Source organism: Mesorhizobium sp. B2-8-1, from assembly GCF_006440955.1.
Classification (GTDB): Bacteria; Pseudomonadota; Alphaproteobacteria; order Rhizobiales; family Rhizobiaceae; genus Mesorhizobium.
Window position 1 is genome coordinate 1 of record NZ_VFTX01000009.1, and the last position, 17,031, is coordinate 17,031.

The 17,031-nt window shown below is 58.7% G+C and carries 16 protein-coding genes; 9 read left to right on the plus strand and 7 right to left on the minus strand.

Annotated elements, in window-relative coordinates; all coding sequences use genetic code 11:
- From FJ428_RS30965 to FJ428_RS21555, 3 genes are all read left to right on the plus strand, one after another.
- A partial coding sequence (locus FJ428_RS30965) for an ArsR family transcriptional regulator (protein ID WP_140880080.1) occupies positions 1-362 on the plus strand: 362 nt, incomplete at its 5' end.
- A gap of 69 nt (positions 363-431) precedes the next feature.
- Complete coding sequence (locus FJ428_RS21550; protein ID WP_140880081.1) at positions 432-878, plus strand: hypothetical protein; 447 nt, start codon at positions 432-434, stop codon at positions 876-878.
- Positions 879-922: 44 nt separating this feature from the next.
- Positions 923-1,456: a cupin gene (locus FJ428_RS21555; protein WP_140880082.1), complete on the plus strand. Its 534-nt coding sequence runs from the start codon at positions 923-925 to the stop codon at positions 1,454-1,456.
- A gap of 871 nt (positions 1,457-2,327) precedes the next feature.
- Here FJ428_RS21555 and FJ428_RS21560 read toward each other — a convergent pair.
- The 6 genes from FJ428_RS21560 to ehuB all read right to left on the minus strand — a co-directional run bounded on the left by FJ428_RS21560 (position 2,328) and on the right by ehuB (position 7,702).
- Positions 2,328-3,494: a pyridoxal-phosphate dependent enzyme gene (locus tag FJ428_RS21560; protein WP_140880083.1), complete on the minus strand. Its 1,167-nt coding sequence runs from the start codon at positions 3,492-3,494 to the stop codon at positions 2,328-2,330.
- The gene (locus FJ428_RS21565) at positions 3,487-4,440 is read right to left on the minus strand and encodes a succinylglutamate desuccinylase/aspartoacylase family protein (RefSeq protein WP_246675788.1); all 954 of its coding nucleotides are present in this window, start codon (positions 4,438-4,440) and stop codon (positions 3,487-3,489) included. The genes FJ428_RS21560 and FJ428_RS21565 overlap by 8 nt, the downstream gene beginning before the upstream one ends.
- Positions 4,441-4,528: 88 nt before the next feature.
- On the minus strand, positions 4,529-5,344 hold the full coding sequence (locus tag FJ428_RS21570; protein ID WP_224519004.1) for an amino acid ABC transporter ATP-binding protein: 816 nt from the start codon (positions 5,342-5,344) through the stop codon (positions 4,529-4,531).
- Positions 5,341-6,000 carry an ABC transporter permease subunit gene (locus FJ428_RS21575; protein ID WP_140880085.1) on the minus strand — a complete coding sequence of 220 codons (660 nt, stop codon included), beginning with the start codon at positions 5,998-6,000 and terminating at the stop codon, positions 5,341-5,343. The genes FJ428_RS21570 and FJ428_RS21575 overlap by 4 nt, the downstream gene beginning before the upstream one ends.
- On the minus strand, positions 5,990-6,649 hold the full coding sequence (locus tag FJ428_RS21580; protein WP_140880086.1) for an amino acid ABC transporter permease: 660 nt from the start codon (positions 6,647-6,649) through the stop codon (positions 5,990-5,992). The genes FJ428_RS21575 and FJ428_RS21580 overlap by 11 nt, the downstream gene beginning before the upstream one ends.
- 171 nt (positions 6,650-6,820) lie before the next feature.
- Positions 6,821-7,702, minus strand: coding sequence for an ectoine/hydroxyectoine ABC transporter substrate-binding protein EhuB (ehuB, locus tag FJ428_RS21585; RefSeq protein WP_140880087.1), 882 nt, complete (start codon positions 7,700-7,702; stop codon positions 6,821-6,823).
- 198 nt (positions 7,703-7,900) lie between these two features.
- Between ehuB and FJ428_RS21590 the strand changes: the two genes are divergently transcribed.
- The 3 genes from FJ428_RS21590 (at position 7,901) to FJ428_RS21600 (ending at position 10,791) form a co-directional block, all read left to right on the plus strand.
- On the plus strand, positions 7,901-8,644 hold the full coding sequence (locus FJ428_RS21590) for a GntR family transcriptional regulator (protein ID WP_140880088.1): 744 nt from the start codon (positions 7,901-7,903) through the stop codon (positions 8,642-8,644).
- A gap of 73 nt (positions 8,645-8,717) precedes the next feature.
- Positions 8,718-9,881: an aminopeptidase P family protein gene (locus FJ428_RS21595; protein ID WP_140880089.1), complete on the plus strand. Its 1,164-nt coding sequence runs from the start codon at positions 8,718-8,720 to the stop codon at positions 9,879-9,881.
- Between the two features lie 208 nt (positions 9,882-10,089).
- Positions 10,090-10,791: a response regulator transcription factor gene (locus tag FJ428_RS21600; RefSeq protein WP_140880090.1), complete on the plus strand. Its 702-nt coding sequence runs from the start codon at positions 10,090-10,092 to the stop codon at positions 10,789-10,791.
- Between the two features lie 208 nt (positions 10,792-10,999).
- On the opposite strand, the gene FJ428_RS21605 is transcribed toward FJ428_RS21600, so the two are convergent.
- Complete coding sequence (locus FJ428_RS21605; protein WP_140880091.1) at positions 11,000-11,227, minus strand: hypothetical protein; 228 nt, start codon at positions 11,225-11,227, stop codon at positions 11,000-11,002.
- Positions 11,228-11,641: 414 nt separating this feature from the next.
- Between FJ428_RS21605 and FJ428_RS21610 the strand changes: the two genes are divergently transcribed.
- From FJ428_RS21610 to FJ428_RS21620, 3 genes are all read left to right on the plus strand, one after another.
- A complete protein-coding gene (locus FJ428_RS21610) occupies positions 11,642-11,941 on the plus strand; it encodes a DUF1236 domain-containing protein (protein ID WP_140880092.1) in 300 nt (99 codons plus the stop codon).
- 700 nt (positions 11,942-12,641) lie between these two features.
- Entirely contained in the window at positions 12,642-12,863 is a 222-nt protein-coding gene (locus FJ428_RS21615; protein ID WP_140880093.1) for a hypothetical protein, read from the plus strand.
- Between the two features lie 1,928 nt (positions 12,864-14,791).
- Complete coding sequence (locus FJ428_RS21620) at positions 14,792-16,948, plus strand: glycogen debranching N-terminal domain-containing protein (RefSeq protein WP_140880094.1); 2,157 nt, start codon at positions 14,792-14,794, stop codon at positions 16,946-16,948.
- The last annotated feature ends 83 nt before the right edge of the window (positions 16,949-17,031 follow it).

Genomic DNA, 17,031 nt, shown 5'->3' on the forward strand with positions numbered 1-17,031 from the left:
GCTTCGACATGTCGAAGCCGTCGATCTCGCAGCATTTACAATTGCTCGAGCATGCCGGCCTGGTGTTGAGCGAAAAGCGCGGCAAGTTCGTCTATTACCGCCAGGCGCCTAACACGCTGGCCTCGACGTTGACCGGCTTTGTGCAGGAGATCTGCCCAGTAGGCCGTCCGATCCGCCGCGAGAGCAAGGCACTGGCCAGGAAGGCAAGGGCGCAAGGCGCCGAGGATCAGCAAGTCACCAAGGTCTCGGTCGCAAAGGCTTCAGCTGCGACGACCAAGGTTGCAAAGGCCAAGGCGGCCGCCACCGCGCCGCCGAAACGCACAACGGCCAGAACCACAAAGGTCAGGGAAAGGACGGCTTGATTGTCGCTGCCGGTCAAGGGCAAGGCCGGCGCGGCTGCGAATGGGCGAGCGGTAGAAAGGAGACAAACCATGCTTATGACCAGATCGGCCATGCTGAAGAACCAATCCCGGCCGCACAACCATCGCCGTGCCGGGGCTAGGCGTTCGCTCGCGGTTCCTGTCGCACTGGCGGCGTTGTTGCCGACAGCCGTGCAAGCCAAGATGCCGAATGATTTCCTCGGCAAATGGTCGACCGATCCGGTGCGCTGCGAGCAGGAGAACGGGGAGGTCGATGTGCTGGAGGTCCTGCCGTCGGGACTGACCGTCTATGAGGTCGGCTGCGAATTCGACGAACCGAACGCGACCGGAAAAAATCTGCGCATTGCCGCCCAATGCTACAAGGGCGGCAGCCCGATGAGCGCAGGCACGATCGAACTCTCCCGGTCCGAGCCGGACAGGCTAAGCCTGTCCCTGCACGGCTTCTCCTGGTCGTCCGATGATCCGGAAACTTTCCAGCGCTGCCGCGCGGGGGAGTAAATCTGGACTCGCGCGTTTAACAGTCGCTGATCCGAAGGGGCGCAATGGTGAAAATACGCGCAAGACAAATAGAGCCACTCACCTTCCGCTTCGACGCTGACGACTTGGTGCCCAATCACCCGCGCTGGCCGATGCTTGTCTATCCCGGCGCGGTGACGCTGCCTGACGACATCGATCCGGCCAGCGTCTTCGAAGACATCTTCCGCGCGAACGGCTGGGGCGCCTGCTGGCGCAACGGCATCTTTGACCACGTCCACTACCACTCACGTATTCATGAGGTGCTGGGCATTGCGAGCGGCTCTGCTAAGGTCCGCTTCGGAGGCGACAGAGGCGAAGTGCTCAACGTGAAGGCGGGGGACGTGGCAATCTTGCCCGCCGGGACTGGCCACCAGCGGCTTTCCTCGTCCGCCGCTCTCTTGGTCGTTGGCGCCTATCCGCCCTTCGGGACCTACGATCTGTGCACGACTGCCGGCCAACTCAAAACGGCGCAGCGGATAATCCCGAAAGTAGGTCGCCCTGAAACGGACCCGGTTTATGGCGCCGGCGGTCCGCTGCTTGAGGCGTGGCAAGAAAGCTGAACTGCAAGCATCGTCCAGTTATTTGACACGGCGTTTGCCAGGCCGCTCAAGGCGACGCTGCCGACGAGCAGGAAAGTTTCTATACCTGCTCCGATTGCGGGCAGCAGGCAGTCATGCACGACCTTCGCGAGCTCATTTGGAACAAACGGCCGAAGCACAAGCCGCTTCTGCTGTTGGTCGACTGGGTGGCGCCCAGGGTCCGTCAACCAACCTGTTCGGGTGTACCAGGAAGCAGCCATCCGACTATATCTGAGCGGGCGGACTCTCCATGGCCTTGAGAGCGGCCGCGTCTCGATGCGGAACAGAGATACTCCTGGCGAGTTGTGTGACATTAGGAGTAACGAACATGAGATTCGTCGTGGTTCAGGAACCGACCACGTGGGGCGTCATTCGCACGGCTGTCATCCGTTTGACAGGGGACGGCGCCGATTGGTTCGCAGCCAGAGCCAATCAAGAAGTTTCGCGGAAAGGCAGAAACCCACTTCAAAAGATCAATACTGACCCGATGCCGTGGGTTGCGGACCGGCGTGACCTCAACCCCTATGAGGGGGTATGATATGGACCGAAGAGGCTATGGCTGCTGTTTTTGGTGGCCAGGAATGAGGATACCCAAATCCTTGGTGTATTCGATATCGCCAACAAAACAGATGCCGTGATAGATACTCGCCGGCTAGGGCAAGCCATCCATTTTGCCCGCCAATGCGTCGATGTTGGGCTACGATGTTCGTGCCGCTATGGTCGTACGCGGCGAAGGGGCGCCAAACCTGAGGACCAGAGACTGCGTGCAGCTTTGGGCCAGATATGGAGAAGTCCTGCTCTTGCAGGAAAGTACCTGCGTGCGACCCCACAGGTAGGAAGTCGTCACGAGTTCCTAGACGATTTGCGGCAATGGGGACGAGAAGGTCTGGAATTCGGAAAAGCCGCTAGACGTGCCGACAAGCACGACCGCCGCGTCCGAGGCGATTCTACCTTGGGAGGCAAGTTTTCGCAGGCCGGCCAGAGCCGCCGCGCTCGAGAGCTCGAGATAGAACCCGCAGCGCGCCAGCCGTTTCTGGTCGTCGCGCGCGGCCATATCGTCAACGGCCACTGCCGATCCCTTGCAAGAGGCGATCGCATCCAATGCTTGGTAGGTCACGGTCGAACCACCGATTGAAGTCAAGGCCGAGCTGCCTGCAAAGTTGCCGCGGTAATCCTCCCCGGCAAGCACTCTCGAAATCCGGCCGAACGGCTCAACGGCATGGATTCGGGGCCGTTCTTCAACAAGCCCGGCGGCCTGCAGGTCGCAATAGCCGCGTGCAATACCCCACAGCAGATCCGCTCTCGATGTCGGGACGAGGATATCGCTGCATGCGCTGGCGCCCAGCTCCAGAAAAACCTCGAAGGCAAGGGATCTGTAGCCATCCACTCCGAAAGGATTGCTGCCGACGGGCGGAACAGCGAAATTGGTGGCCGGGTACCACTCCCCGGCCCTGACCTGATCAGCGAGCACCTGCCAGCGCCCCTGCGCGGTTTCGCTGGCGAGCAACGTCGCCCCGTGCATCTCGATCGCGTGGCGCCAGTTCGGGCTGATGTCGGGCGTCGTCACGATCACGCAATCAAGCCCGACATGAGCCGCGTAAGCAGCAAGCGAGACACCGGCATTGCCGCTTGAGGCCGCGGCTACCGTCGACGCACCGATCTCCAGCGCACGTTGGACGACGAACCTGCTCATGCGGTCCTTGTGTGATCCAGTCGGGTTGGCGCCCTCATTCTTGAGGAAAAGCGCGCGAACGCCGATCTCTTTCGCGAGTCGCTCCAGTGGTACAAGCGGTGTGTTGCCCTCCCCCAGGGTTGGGTAGTTGCTGTAGACCTGCCAGTCATCGATGCGCTTCAGGGATTTGGGCACACCCTGATATTCGATCGCCAAACTCGACGGCATATTTTGGCTCAGACAGGTCGGGCAGCCTTCGAAATGGTCCGCGATCGGAAAGACAATCCGACAACGAATGCAGCGCAGGCCAATCACCCGAGGATTGAGGCTCGGAATTGGGCTAAGCATGCAGGGCGCCGCTGTCGATATCGGCCATGACCTTGAACAGGCAGTCACCGCGGTTCGTGAGCGATGGCACCCTGCGGCACGCCACGAGACCGGACGATTCAAAGAACAGCGTTTCAGGTTCGCGGGTCGGCAAATCCGGAAAGTGGATGCGACCGGCGATCTGGCCCGTCACAACCTCATCGCCTATGTTCGCGGCCGGCTCAAAAACGCCTCGATCGCGCGCGTAAACAAATGCGCTGTGACCGCTGACCGTCATGAGGCGCGTGGGGGAAGCGGGTTCGACGGCGACATCGCGCACTATCCCCTGGTCTTTCAACACGCGCCTTAGTCCCGCCTCGGCAAGCGACAGCCCCCACCTGGACAAGGTTGCGCCGCCGCCAAGTTCGGTGGTCAGCGCCAGCGCGCCACGTTCCTGCGCGGCCGCTGCAAGTGTTGTAAGGCCGCCGCCGCCGGTTCCATCGCTAACGAAGCTGATTGGAGCTCCAAATAGCCGCATCAGCCTCAGCAGTGATGCATGCTCGTCGGAGGTCCGTCCTGGACGCACCAGGGCGCTCGCCACATAGCTGAGCGAACGGCCGCCGGAGTGGAGATCGACGACGACATCGGCCATCGGGATCAAGACCTTGCAGACATAGTGGGCGATCATCTCGGTCGGGGTTCCGTTCGCATCGCCTGGAAACAGACGATTGAGATTGCCTTGGTCAAGTGGCGATACACGACTGCCTGCCGCGACCGCGGGAAAGTTGAGAGCCGGAAGGATGAGGAGGCGGCCGGAAACCTGGTCGACGTCGATCTCTCGAGCCAGATTGGAAAGGGCGATCTGGCCCTCGTACTCGTCGCCATGGTTTCCGGCGACCAACAACGCCGTCGGCCCGGACCCATTCTTGATGCACACCAGCGGGATCGGTATCCAGCCATAGGCCGACAGGTCGGACGAATGGGGCAATCTCAGACAGTCCGACTGCTTTCTCTCGGCCTCATAGTCGATCGGCGTCCAGATGCGTGTTTCGCCAGTCATGGTCCATCCTCAGTGTTCAACAAAGCACTTTGTCCAGGAAGAGCCGCGTCCGCTCCTGGCTCGGTGCGGCGAAAAAGTTGGCAGGCGACGCCATCTCGACGATGGTTCCCTGATCCATGAACACCACCTGGTCGGCGATCTTGCGGGCGAAGCCCATTTCATGGGTGACGCAAAGCATTGTCATGCCGTCCGCGGCGAGGTCGACCATGACATCGAGCACTTCCTTGACCATCTCCGGATCAAGCGACGATGTCGGCTCGTCGAAGAGCATGATCTTCGGATTCATGCAGAGCGCGCGCGCTATCGCTACGCGCTGCTGCTGACCACCGGAAAGCTCGCCCGGATATTTGTGCGCCTGCTCCGGTATCCTGACCCGCTCGAGATAGTGAAGCGCGATGGCGGCAGCCTCGGCCCCGGACTTGCCGAGGGCACGTCTTAAGGCAATCGTGCAGTTGGACATAACCGTCAGATGTGGAAACAGATTGAACTGCTGGAAAACCATCCCGACTTCGCGGCGAATTTTCTGCAGCTGTTTCTGGTTCCAGGTGAGATCGGCACCGCCAATACGAATGGCGCCACTGCGGAAGCTCTCCAGCCCGTTTACACATCTGATCAGGGTCGATTTTCCCGATCCTGACGGACCGCAAATCACGAACCGGGCGCCCTGCGGCACGGCAAGATCGATGTTCTTCAAAGCATGGAAGCTGCCAAACCACTTGTTGAGTGCGATGATTTCCACGGCCGGTTGACCAGGCCAGCCCGGGTTACTGTCTTGCCCTATTCCAGCCGGCCCAAGGATCGGCTGTTGCATTGCATGAACAGCGTCGTTCATCGGCTTCCCGGCCCCAGCAACTTGCGTTCGAGAAACTTGACCATCTGCGCGATCGTCAAGGCCAGAACGAGAAATACAATGCCGACCACAGTTAGCGGCTCGGCATAGCGATAGGAGTCGGAGGCAATGTCGAGCGCCCTGCCCAGCATCTCCGGCACGGCGATGACGGCCAGGTAAGGGGTCGCTTTCAGGATCGAGACAAAGTGGTTCCCGACAGGCGCCGCGACGTTGCGGAGCATCTGGGGAGCCAGGATGAAGAACACGGTATCGATCCGGTTCAATCCCACTGCCTTGGCGGCTTCGGCTTGGCCATTAGGAATGGCGTCGATGCCAGCCTTGAATACCTCCGCCAGATATCCGCTGAAATAGATGCTCAGGCCCAATATGCCGACCACGATCGCCGGCAGCGTGAAACCCCAATGAGGAAGGACGAAATAAAGGAAATAGAGCCAGGCCAGCACGGGTGTCGAGCGGATGAAGTCGATTGCGAAACGCATCAGATAGCCGGACACGGATCCTGCTCGCCGAGTGATCTCAAAGCTGAAGCCGAGGATCGAGGCGCCAGCGCAACTCAGCAGCGCAACGCCGATGGTGGTCCCGATGACGCTAAGGATCGTCGGAACGGTCGAGGCGGCAAAGGGAAGATCAAAGTTCACTTGTCAGGCCCCTCCCCGCGCCAATACGCTGCTCCACCCATCGGCCAAACACCGTGACGGGATAACAGATCACGAAATAGGCAAGCAGAAGCGACGTATAGACGCCGACAGGGTTGTATTGGAGTTCGGCGATTTCCTTTGCCCGGAACGTCATGTCGGTTAGAGTTACAAGAGAGACCAAAGCGGTGCCTTTGATCAACTGGATGAACTGGTTGATAAAGGTCGGCGCCATCCTGGTCAGTGCTTGCGGTAGTTCGACCAGGGCAAGCGTATGCCGACGCGGCAGCCCGAGCGCGGAAGCGGCTTCGATCTGACCCCGATCAAGCGACTGGAGACCGGCCCGGACGGCCTGGCTTCCATATCCCCCGGCGTTCAACCCCAGCACCATAGCGCTCACGGCGATCGCTGGCAGTTGGACGCCGACCACCGGCAAGACGTAGTAGAAGACAAAGAGCAGGATGATCACCGCGGAGCTGCGCCAGAACTCTATGACGGCAGTGACGGCAAAGCGGGCGACGCCCCTGGTCAGATATTGCGCTACGCCAAATATCAAGGCGAAGGGCACTGCAAACAGCACCCCCAACGCGGTAACCACGGCCGTTATGCGAAACCCTTGGAAAATACCGGCGAAAATCTCGATAATGGTCACGCTTGAACGTCCCTGGATCCTTAACGCCTCGATGAAGCTGGGCGTTCGCTCGTCGTATGTTGAGGCTTCACGGGCCAAGATGCGGTGGGGCTAGGCCCTGGGAATGCAGGCTGTCCAACAACGCTTCATGTCGCCTGACGCCACGATCTTCTCCCGCCGTCTTGGAGTCGGTCAGCCCTGCCCCTTGCAGACCTGATCGCTGGTCAGATCCGGCGCCTTCTCCTGATCGGTAAATCCGTTCTTGGTCATGATGCGCTCGACCGTGCCATCGAGCTTGAGCGCCTTGAGCCGGGAATTGTACAGGTCCCGGAGGTCACCATCCTCCTTGCGAAACGCAATCGCCGAATAGCCGAACCGCTCCTTTCCACCTTCCTGCACCCCCAGGAAGGGCAAGGCGCGTTCGATCCCATGGATGTTCTCGTCGGCGAGAATGCGGGCCACTGTCGGCGCCGAAAATGCCGCAACGTCGATCCGGCCGGTGAGCAGCGCGGAAACGTTTGATTGGATATCGGGGAAAAGCAGCATGCGTTCCTCCACCAGACCTGCGGCTGCCGCATTCTTCGCAGTCGTGCTGCCGCGCCCCACACCAAACTTCATCTCGGGGTTCGCCGCGATTTGGGCGTAGCTGTGAATCTTCTTCGGATTGCCCTTGGCGACCAGGGCAGCATCCGCAAGCTTGAGATCGGGGTCGCTGAAGGCGACGAGCGCGCAACGCTCCGGCGTGATGTAGAGACCGGCGGCGATCGCATCAAAACGCCGCGCTGTCAGTGCGGGGATCAACGCGCCGAATTCGGTGACGACGATTTCCACCTTACCCACCCCAAGACCCTCAAAGGCGGCCTTGATCAGATCGGGATGAAAGCCGGCAGGGTCGCCATTCTTGTCGCGAAATCCCCAAGGAGCGCCATTGGAGATGCCAATGACGATCTTGCCCTCACGCAAGACCCTTTCGCGCGTCGTCTCGGCTCTCGAAGCGCCAGCCGTTCCAAAGAGAAAAGCGCAGGCTACCGCTGCGGCAGTGATCGTGCTGAAGAGCCGGTACTTGCTTGCCATGCGGCTTACTCCCTGAGCATCTAATGTTCTTCAAGGTAGACCAGGTATAACAGGTATGTCAAATTTTTATGAAGACGACATTTGAGTTTTGTAAAATCCTGCTGCGCGAAGGATCCAGCGATGCGATCATATGAGGGGGATGGACATCGCCGACCACATGCGGTAGGTATCCCTAGTATACCAAGGTCGGGGGCTGAAATGAACGGACAGGCCGGGACGGTCCTTCACGAGAACGTGCGCCATGAAATCATGCGCCGGGTACGTGCTGGAGAATATGCGGTCGGCGAATCGCTGCCTTCAACAGCGGCTTTGGCAGAGGAGTTCGCGGTAAGCCCAATCACCATCAAACGGGCATTGCGCGATCTCCAGCCTGCCGGGATATTGCGTTCAGTGCCTGGGCTGGGCACCTTCGTGAGGGAGCAACGAAGGTTCGTGCGGGACCTCGATTTCTCGCTTACCTCTCATGACGACGCTTTGCGGCTTGGCTTGACGCCCACGATTCGCCTCCTTTCGCTGACGCAAGAAAAGATACAGGATCCGGCCTTTGATGCGCTTGAGCCGCCTGATGGGCTCATGTTGTGTGTTCGCAAGGTGATTTCCACCGACGGCACGCCGATTATGTATGACACCTCATACCTGCCCCGTTCCTTGAGCGACGAGGTGATTGATGAGTTCGGGGAAAAGTTCATCAGCGATGCGTTGCGCGCTCACGGAACACAATTCACCAAAACCAAGTTGCTGATCGATGCCGCACCGGCTTCCGAGCAAGCCCAACAGACGTTTACGATCAAGAACGGATATCCAACGCTTCGTCGCCTCTATCGGTTGAGCACGACCGATCAGTCCCTCTCGGTTTTCGGCGTAACGGAATCGCCCTTCGACCGCCTGGCCTGCGTGGTGGAACTGGATGCGAGGGGCAAAGGCTCGAAGTCGAAAAGATAGGGGCGACGTAACAGCTCGGCGAGCCGAGCTGCGCAAGCGACGATAGTCAGAGACAGTCCAGGAGCAGGCGACCATGCTTCCAGCACCACCATCACCCGATGTGTCCCTTGACGAGCTGGCCATGCGGCTCGCCGCCGTCCGCAGCGAAATGGCCCAAGACGCGGTCGACTTCCTGGTTCTCACCAATCAGAAAAACATCGAGTATTTCACCGACTACCGAACATTGTCGTGGGGCTATCATTCGCGGCCGCTGTTCGTGGTGATCGACCACCGAGACATACTCGTCATAGCCAACCGGATTGAGTCCAGAAACCTTGAATCGAGGCCGAGGGCTTTTTCGATCGTCTACTATGCTGGCTATCTTGCGGAAGGCGCGCGCGCCATCCTCCAGGAGATTTCCGCTCGCCATCCGGCTGCTACGACAAAGGCCGCGATCGACTATGGCCAGGACATGCTTGGTCGCGGTTCTCTGGAGATCGTGGATGGCTTGAGAGCGCGCGGCGGCCTGCTGGAGAGCGCCACGGACCTTTTGTGGCGAACCCGCGTCATCAAATCGCCGTTCGAGGCTGGCCTCAAGCGCATCTCCTTCGAGATCGTCAATGCTGCCTTCGATGATGCCGTTTCGCAGGCAAGTCTAGGCATCACCGAAGTCGAGCTTTGTCGGCAGATCCAGTCACGTATCATCATGAATGGAGCGGAATGCGCCGATCCGATTGCAATGACCTTCTGCAGGGGTGAGTTCAATTACAGCCGCCCACCCCAGATGCAGCCCCTTGCGGTCGGCCAGTACGCCTGGACCGATTTCCGGTCCACTTATGGTGGCTATCCCGCTGATAGAAATCGCATAGCCCGCGGCGGTCCACCCGAACGATGGGAGATCGATGCATACGAACGAACGCGCGGGCTCACGGTCGCGCTCGCAAAGGGTGTCAGGGCGGGGATGACGTCCGGAGACGTTTTTGCGGCCTTTGAGCAGCTTTGGCGCGATGCAGGCTTGCCCCCCGCTTATGGTCTGGTTTCCCGGATCGGCCACGGCGGAGGGCTCGACGTCACCGAGCCGCCATCCATTTCTAAAGATAGTCCCGAAATCATAAGGCCGGGCATGATCCTTCACCTTGAGCCCAAGCTGGAAATCGATGGCGCTGTCTTTCAGTTCGAGGAAGTCATCTATGTTCGCGAGAAGGAAATCGAATTCTTAAGTGAACTTTCCCCCGAACGGATGCCGGTCATCAATTGAAGATTTAATGGGCGCAGGTCGTGCTCGTTCGAAAAGGCTAAAAGGTGCCTGAGGGCCGACTGGTGACCCGTATCGCAGGTCCTGCGCGGCACGAAGCCAATCGACTGAAAACCGGAGATATTTCGGAAATCCGGCAGTTGCCTGGCAGTTGGGGTGTGCCAAGAGACGGGCATTGCGCCACGCCGCCTGAGAGAACTGAACCGCGACTATGAAGCCACTCATCGTGATATGCACGCATGACGCGGAGTTTTATCTCGTGCTCAGCCACATTCTTGACGTGGACGGCTTCACCAGTGCGCTGACCAGCAACGTGGATGAAATGTTCGGATTGGCCGCGGAAACAACGGTGCGGGCCTGCGTACTCGATTGCCGGCCAGACAATCGGATGGCTGACAATTGTACACGCCTCAGGCAGGACGCCCGGACAAGCGCCCTCCTCGTCGTCGCGCTGATTGCAGCTGGTGCCGAGAACCAGCATCTGGCGCTATTGAAGTCCGGAATCAACGAAAGCTTCATGAGGCCATTGGCGCCGTCCAAGCTGCTTGACTATCTGCATTCCAAACTCGGAACCAGCCCAGAATCTAGCGTGCGGACCCCGCCAATCATGTCGCTGAAATATGGCGACGTCGAAATGCAGGTCGACAGCCATCACGTGCGTTGCAGCGGCAGAGAAATTCTGCTGGGGCCGATCGAGTTCAGACTGCTGCGTCACATGCTCGAGAACCCGGAAAAAGTGCTCAGCCGCGACGAATTGATTGCGGTGGCCTGGCCGGGCAATGTCTATGTCGGTCCGCGCACTGTGGATGTTCATATCAGCCGGCTGCGCAAGTCGCTCAAGAATTCCTCACATGGCGATATCATTCGCACCGTACGGCTTGGTGGATACGCCCTGGAATATCACCCGTTTTGATCGGTGCCGTTCACCGGCAGAGGTAAAAGATCACTTCTCGCTAGAACAGGACTGTGCAGAGCGGGTCCACGCTTGGCGCCCATATCGCCCCGTGCTTCGCCGGCAATGCCAAAGCATGAAAGCCACGGATGTGATCCGGCCATTGCATGGAGATCGCAGCCGGTCGCGCGAGATGGCGTGCCCCTGTGGCGGGGGCGTAATTGGTCATTCATATTCCGTGGCTCAATACAAGGTAAATGGCGGGCACCAACATCAACCAGCCCCCCATTCCCAGAATCACCAAAATAGCCACGCGTTCGGGCCGCCTTACGAGGGCGGCAATGTTTTCGTCGTTGGTCAAAGAAACAGCGTCCAATAGCCCAGGCGCATGATCATCGTTGTCATTTGCCGGTCGGTTTGCGTTATCACTCTCATTCGTTGTCTGGATCGATGTCATTCTCTTTTGCTTACCAAACATACTGAAAATAGAGGACCCGCCAGCCAGCGAGGCGGCTTGCGGGTCCTATCAGCACAGAAAGGGACGTAGCTGTGCCGATCCACGACATGTCAGCCAAGGAATATTCCGATCACCAGAAAAGTGACGGCTGTCGCGAAAATTGGCGCGAGCAACCAACGCGCTTGGCCAATGCTTTTATCCATCTGCCTTCTCCGAATCTGGAGAAGCAACTGCCCGAGCCCTAAGTCGTTCCGCCTAGTCTCAAGAGGTAAGACCATTGCGTTTTGTGATCGGCCTTTGGTCCGGTCAGGGTTCAGACTGAAGCCCGCTAGAGGAACGTTCGGCCTGCCGACGTGTTCAGCTGGCTGGCGCGCAGAAAGTTTGTGCTGTCGCCGGAACAATAGGAGAAAAACCATGAGGATACACCTTACCAGCACCGCTGCGGCGCTCTTGCTTTTGGCCGGCATCGGCGCAGTTGCGGCACAGGATGTTGTCATCACACCGGAACAGGACACCGTCGTGCGCGAATACGTGAAGAAGCAACCGCTGGCTTCCGTGAACCTTCTCGGACTTGAGCTGAATGTCGGCACGGCTCTGCCGGACACGGTCGAGCTCCATGAAGTTCCCAATGTCAAATACCGATATGTGGTGGTCGACAACCGCACGGTTTTGGTGGACCCGAGCACCCGCAAGATCGTCAAGGTCTACGACTGAAACCTCGAAGGAAACTTATAACCCGCCGCCACATTGGCGGCGGGTTGTGCATGTTAAAGCGCCATTCACCGCACAAACGAAAATGATGACCCGTGAGAGGTCGCAAGCCCTCATGACGCCTCTGGTTGATCGCCAGGCGAGAGTAAGGTCAGCGCGTATCACCGAGGCCGATGTAGCAAGCTTCCAAAGGTGGCGGCATCATGGATGACGGTCGCGGCCAAATTGCTGGCGACGACCTGATCGCAGCATCCTTGTCGAACCGGACGCCTTGAATGGGGTAAGCGCTAGGGGTCGGCCTTGTCGCCGGCTCCGGAAAGTACGCGCTGGGTGGCCGGCGCCGCAGAGCTGGGTCGGGCTATTTCTGCAAGTCGTCGTCTGACGTGCGAAGCCATCGTTTTGGCACCGAGACCAAGGCCCAAAGTTGCTGCGCCGATTCGCCTAATCAGTTAAAAAAGCCCGCCACTGCGGAAACAGTGACGGGCTTCATGGGAGCAGGCCAGCGGAGGACGATGCTGGCCAAGGGTAGCAACGCTCCCCCAAACCATCAGTTGCATCCAAGCGAAAAAACCCGCTCATCTTTCGAATAGCCGCTTTCGTGCACGAGCACCTCGGCACGTGAATCCTGTTCACAGGAAACAGCCATGACGGTTCCTTTCGATGTCGGATTTGGGTAGAGATTGGCTCGGGGAGATCGGAGCCGATGGCAAGTTTCAAAGTCGAGGCGATGAACGGCACGAAGGTGATCAGCACGACTTCAGTGGAAGCCCACAGCCATGTTCACGCCGTTGTGAAGGCAGTCCAGCGACCCCTGAAGCCGGGGCGAACATCCGGCAAACCGTGGGTCCGCGTCACCGATCTTGGCACGCGCAAGATCAGCGAGTTCGAATTCGCAAGTTACCGGACCCTCAAGTCACCAGAATAATTTCCAGCTCTAGAGGCCGAGCACTGGATCCAGAAAGCCGCGGGACACGGCTAACGCGCTGGGCGGCGTTTCAGGAGGCATCGATTGACAGTATCTGGTGGAGGAGTTGAACGGCAACGCCATATTCAGGCGCACCCAGATCGAGGCGCCAAGCGCCATTCAGGCGGCATCCTCATGGACGGGTCGGCAAAGGGAATGACGACCACTGCCTGCTTGCAAAGAAGTCATTGGACCGAGACAACGCTCTGGTGCGCGACGACCCAACCATGACCTAGCGCAGCCGCCGTCTTATCTCGATGGGTGTGCCGTTGCTAAGGCCTGGACGCCAGTCTCTCTCACTCTTCGTGAATTCCGCCAATCTCTGGCAAAGCGCGTTACGGCCAAAGCGGTTCGCATGGCCATCAAGCCCCATTCGCCGATTGTACGCCTAAACTAAGCTGAGATACGCAGCCGTCCCGATGGAATGTGCAATAAGGCTACGCCGGCGATGCAACCAAATAGTGCCACGATGCGGCCGCTGCAAGCTTCCTATGGCGCATAATGATCCTCTTACCTTGCGACATCGTCGAATGAGCGCTACGTCAGGATTGCGGCGTTTACCGGGATAGCGCGATGGAAACTCAACTGGAAATGTGGAGCGGTTGGCTCCTGAAGACATGGCAGGAATGGGCACCATCCATTGGGATTGTCGTCGCAATCTTGGTCTGTTTGGTCTGGACGGTTTACCTTCCGATCGTCGGATTGCGCCACCTCATGGGGTACTGAAGCGCGAAGGGGGGCCGCTTAAATTGGGCTAGACTTGCGCCACATCTCCAGCGCGGATGGTCCGTTATCGCGGAACATCGAATTACAAGGTTTTTCTGGTATCATACCTCTTGGCGGACCCCAATCCGCCTGGCCGGCGTCCTGCCAAGTCGGGTCTACCCCACCCGCCCCCAAAAAAAGACGCCGGCCACCTTGTCTTGCAAGGTGCCAGGTACCTCGTTATTCAGCTAGCCCTATGTCGAGCCTCTGTACTGAGTAGCCTCAATCCATAATGCGAGTGCGATAGCTGGCGACCGCCCCTTAACTTCCAAATCGCGGCCTTGATAGCCGCCAGCCGCGATCCATACCGTCTTTGAACGCTGATAGATTTTAATGCCCCGTGCGCTCGCCCAAGCGCACAGGTATGCAAAGTCTCGCTTCATGATTTTCCCCACACTCAGCAATCGGAATGCACATAACTGCGAGGGCGGAGGTATGTTCCACGAGCTAAAAAACCCGCCACCTTTCGGCAGCGGGCGAGTCTAGGAGTTGGTTGCGGACAATAGGTGTTGGCGGGTATGTCATAGTCTGCGCAAAGCCATTTATGCTTTCCATGTTTGCCTGTTTATCAAATTGCGCCAAGGCTCTATTGCGCTACGCGCCCGGCAATTGCATGCAGACAATGGTTTCGACTATCCAGCTTGGATCAACCAGCGATGCCAACGAGCGGCGGAGCACTCCCGTTGCGCTCCATCCACTCGTTCCGGTCGGCGCCGCCTCACTCGTTTTCGATCGTCTATGCCACACTGGCTCGCCAGTCCATTTCCTGCGGCACAGTCTTGGCGGCGTGGTTCTGGATTGCCATGTTCCTCGCGCCAGCAAGTGTCTGCGCGGTGCGAGCCAACTCCAAGTCAGCTGGTTGGCGCGCGAGCGTGACCTCAGCATGGTCATCATCCGCGATGTCTGCTTTCACGCCGGTGGCGAGGTTGGCTGCAACTATTGAGATGGCGCGTATAGCCCGCGGCCGCCATGGCGCCGGCGAAGCAGCATGGTGTCCCGCTGGCGGGCGAGTTCCGTCTGCTGCTTCAAGTTTTTTTGATGAACACTGGTGAGGTGAAGCCGCTCTCAAATCGTTCATGGCAGGTCTTGTCGGTTGAGCCCGGCAGTTAGTGACGGTTGGATCAATGACGCTAAAGATTACCATTGGACCGCCTCGGTTAGCAATCAACCAGGGGCGCAGCTTTCTTGTGACTGAACCGGACGGCGAGATCGCTTGGCCCACGAACAACGGGTTATATGCGTCTGACACACGGCTGATATCCAGCTGGCAGATCTTTGCCAATGGGCAACCATGGGACCTCCTCAATTCCGGAAATATCGCCTACTTCGCAGCCAAGGTCTATCTCGTGAACCAGGCGTTCGAGACTGAAACAGGCCATGTGCCGGCGGGCAGCCTGGGGCTGGTGATCGGCCGAGCGTTGGATGAGGGGCTCCATGAGGATCTTGATCTGGTAAACCACGGGCAAAAGGCTGTGCGGTTCAATTTGGAAGTTGCTATGCGCAGCGACTTTGCCGACCTGTTCGAAGTCAAGGGCGGCCCGATCATCCGCCGCGGACGGATCACCACGGATTGGTCGTCCAAACCGGCACGCCTTCGCACGTCCTACGTCAATCAGGATTTCAAGCGAGAGGTCACGGTTAAAATCCGCCGGACGACCAAGAAGCCCGTCTATGCCAACGGCCGGATCAGTTTCGACATTAAGCTCGAACCGGGCGCGGTATGGCATGCTTGCCTTCTCTATGACTTTGGCAATGGTGATACGGTCTATCGGGCACCGCGCGTCTGCATTGACCAAGCCCTTGGCTCTAAAGCGGCGAAACGTCTCGCAGGATGGCGGGGCAGTGCCCTGAACTTCAGCTGTTCCAATGACGAATTTTACCGCTTCTATCATCAGGCGGTCGAAGACATGGCCGCGCTGCGGCTGCCGATCGAAGGGACGGACGAGCTAGAATATGTCCCGGCTGCCGGACTGCCTTGGTTCATCGGCCTGTTCGGTCGTGACAGCCTGATAGTCTCCCTTCAGAATGCGCTGGTCTACCCAGATTTTTCGCGCGGTGCCCTGGACGTTTTGGGACGCTTTCAAGCAACCGAGCGCGACGACTACCGCGATGCGGAACCAGGAAAGATAATGCATGAGCTTCGCACCGGCGAACTCGCCCATTTCAATCTAATCCCCCATACGCCGTATTACGGCACAGCCGATGCAACGCCTCTTTACCTCATCGTGCTTCACAACACTTGGCGATGCACCGGTGACGCCAGCCTGCTCGACCGACACATCGCCACGGCCGAGAAGTGCCTGGATTGGATTGACCGTTATGGGGACCGTGACGGTGACGGCTTCCAGGAATATGAAACCCGCTCGGCTTCAGGATATGAAAATCAGAGTTGGAAAGACGCCGGCGATGCCTTGGTTTATACAGATGGCACGCTGGTAAAGGGACCCAAGGCGCTTTGCGAATTGCAAGGCTATGTCTACGATGCTTGGCAGCGCATGGCTGAAATCTTCGATGCCAAAGGCGACGGCGGACGTGCCGAGCAGCTTCGTGTCAAAGCCAAGAGCTTGTTCGACCGGTTCAACCAGGTCTTCTGGGATGAGGCGTCCGGCTTCTACGCGTTTGCGCTCGATGGCGATAAAAAACCGGTGCTGAGCGTGGCCTCCAACCCTGGTCACTGTCTTTGGTCGGGAATAGTTCCACCCGAACGAGCCGCTAGGGTGGTACGGCGGCTGATGATGCAGGACATGTGGAGCGGTTGGGGTATCCGGACGCTTTCGGCCGATCACCCTGCCTACAATCCACATTCCTATCAATGCGGCTCCGTGTGGCCGCATGACAACGGACTGATCGCACTCGGTTTCCGACGCTATGGCTTCTCGGCGGAAGCTTGTCGCCTCTGTCGCGACGTGAGCAGCGCCGCAATGTACTTCATGCAACATCGAATGCCAGAGCTGTTCGCCGGGTTGCCGCGAACGCCCACAACGTTCCCGGTCCAGTATAAGGGAGCGAATGTTCCGCAGGCCTGGGCGGCGGGGTCGTGCTTTTCACTGTTGCAGGCGATCATCGGCTTCCAGCCCGACGCTCCAAATGGCAAGCTGTACATCGATCCCACGCTGCCGGACTGGATGCCTGAATTCACCTTGAAAGACCTGCGGCTCGGCAAAAAGCGGCTCGAACTCCATTTCTGGCGTTGCGGCGCCGAGAGCTGTTGGGAGGTTCGAAATGGCGATCCTTCCCTGGTGGAGGCGCGCAGTTGCGCGACCGGGCCCGCTTTGCGCTAGGTTGCCGGTTGCGGTGCGCCGCTCGGTGTTCTGGTTAGCTGTGTATCGACATAGCTGGGCGGTGAACCAACGGACGCGCCAAA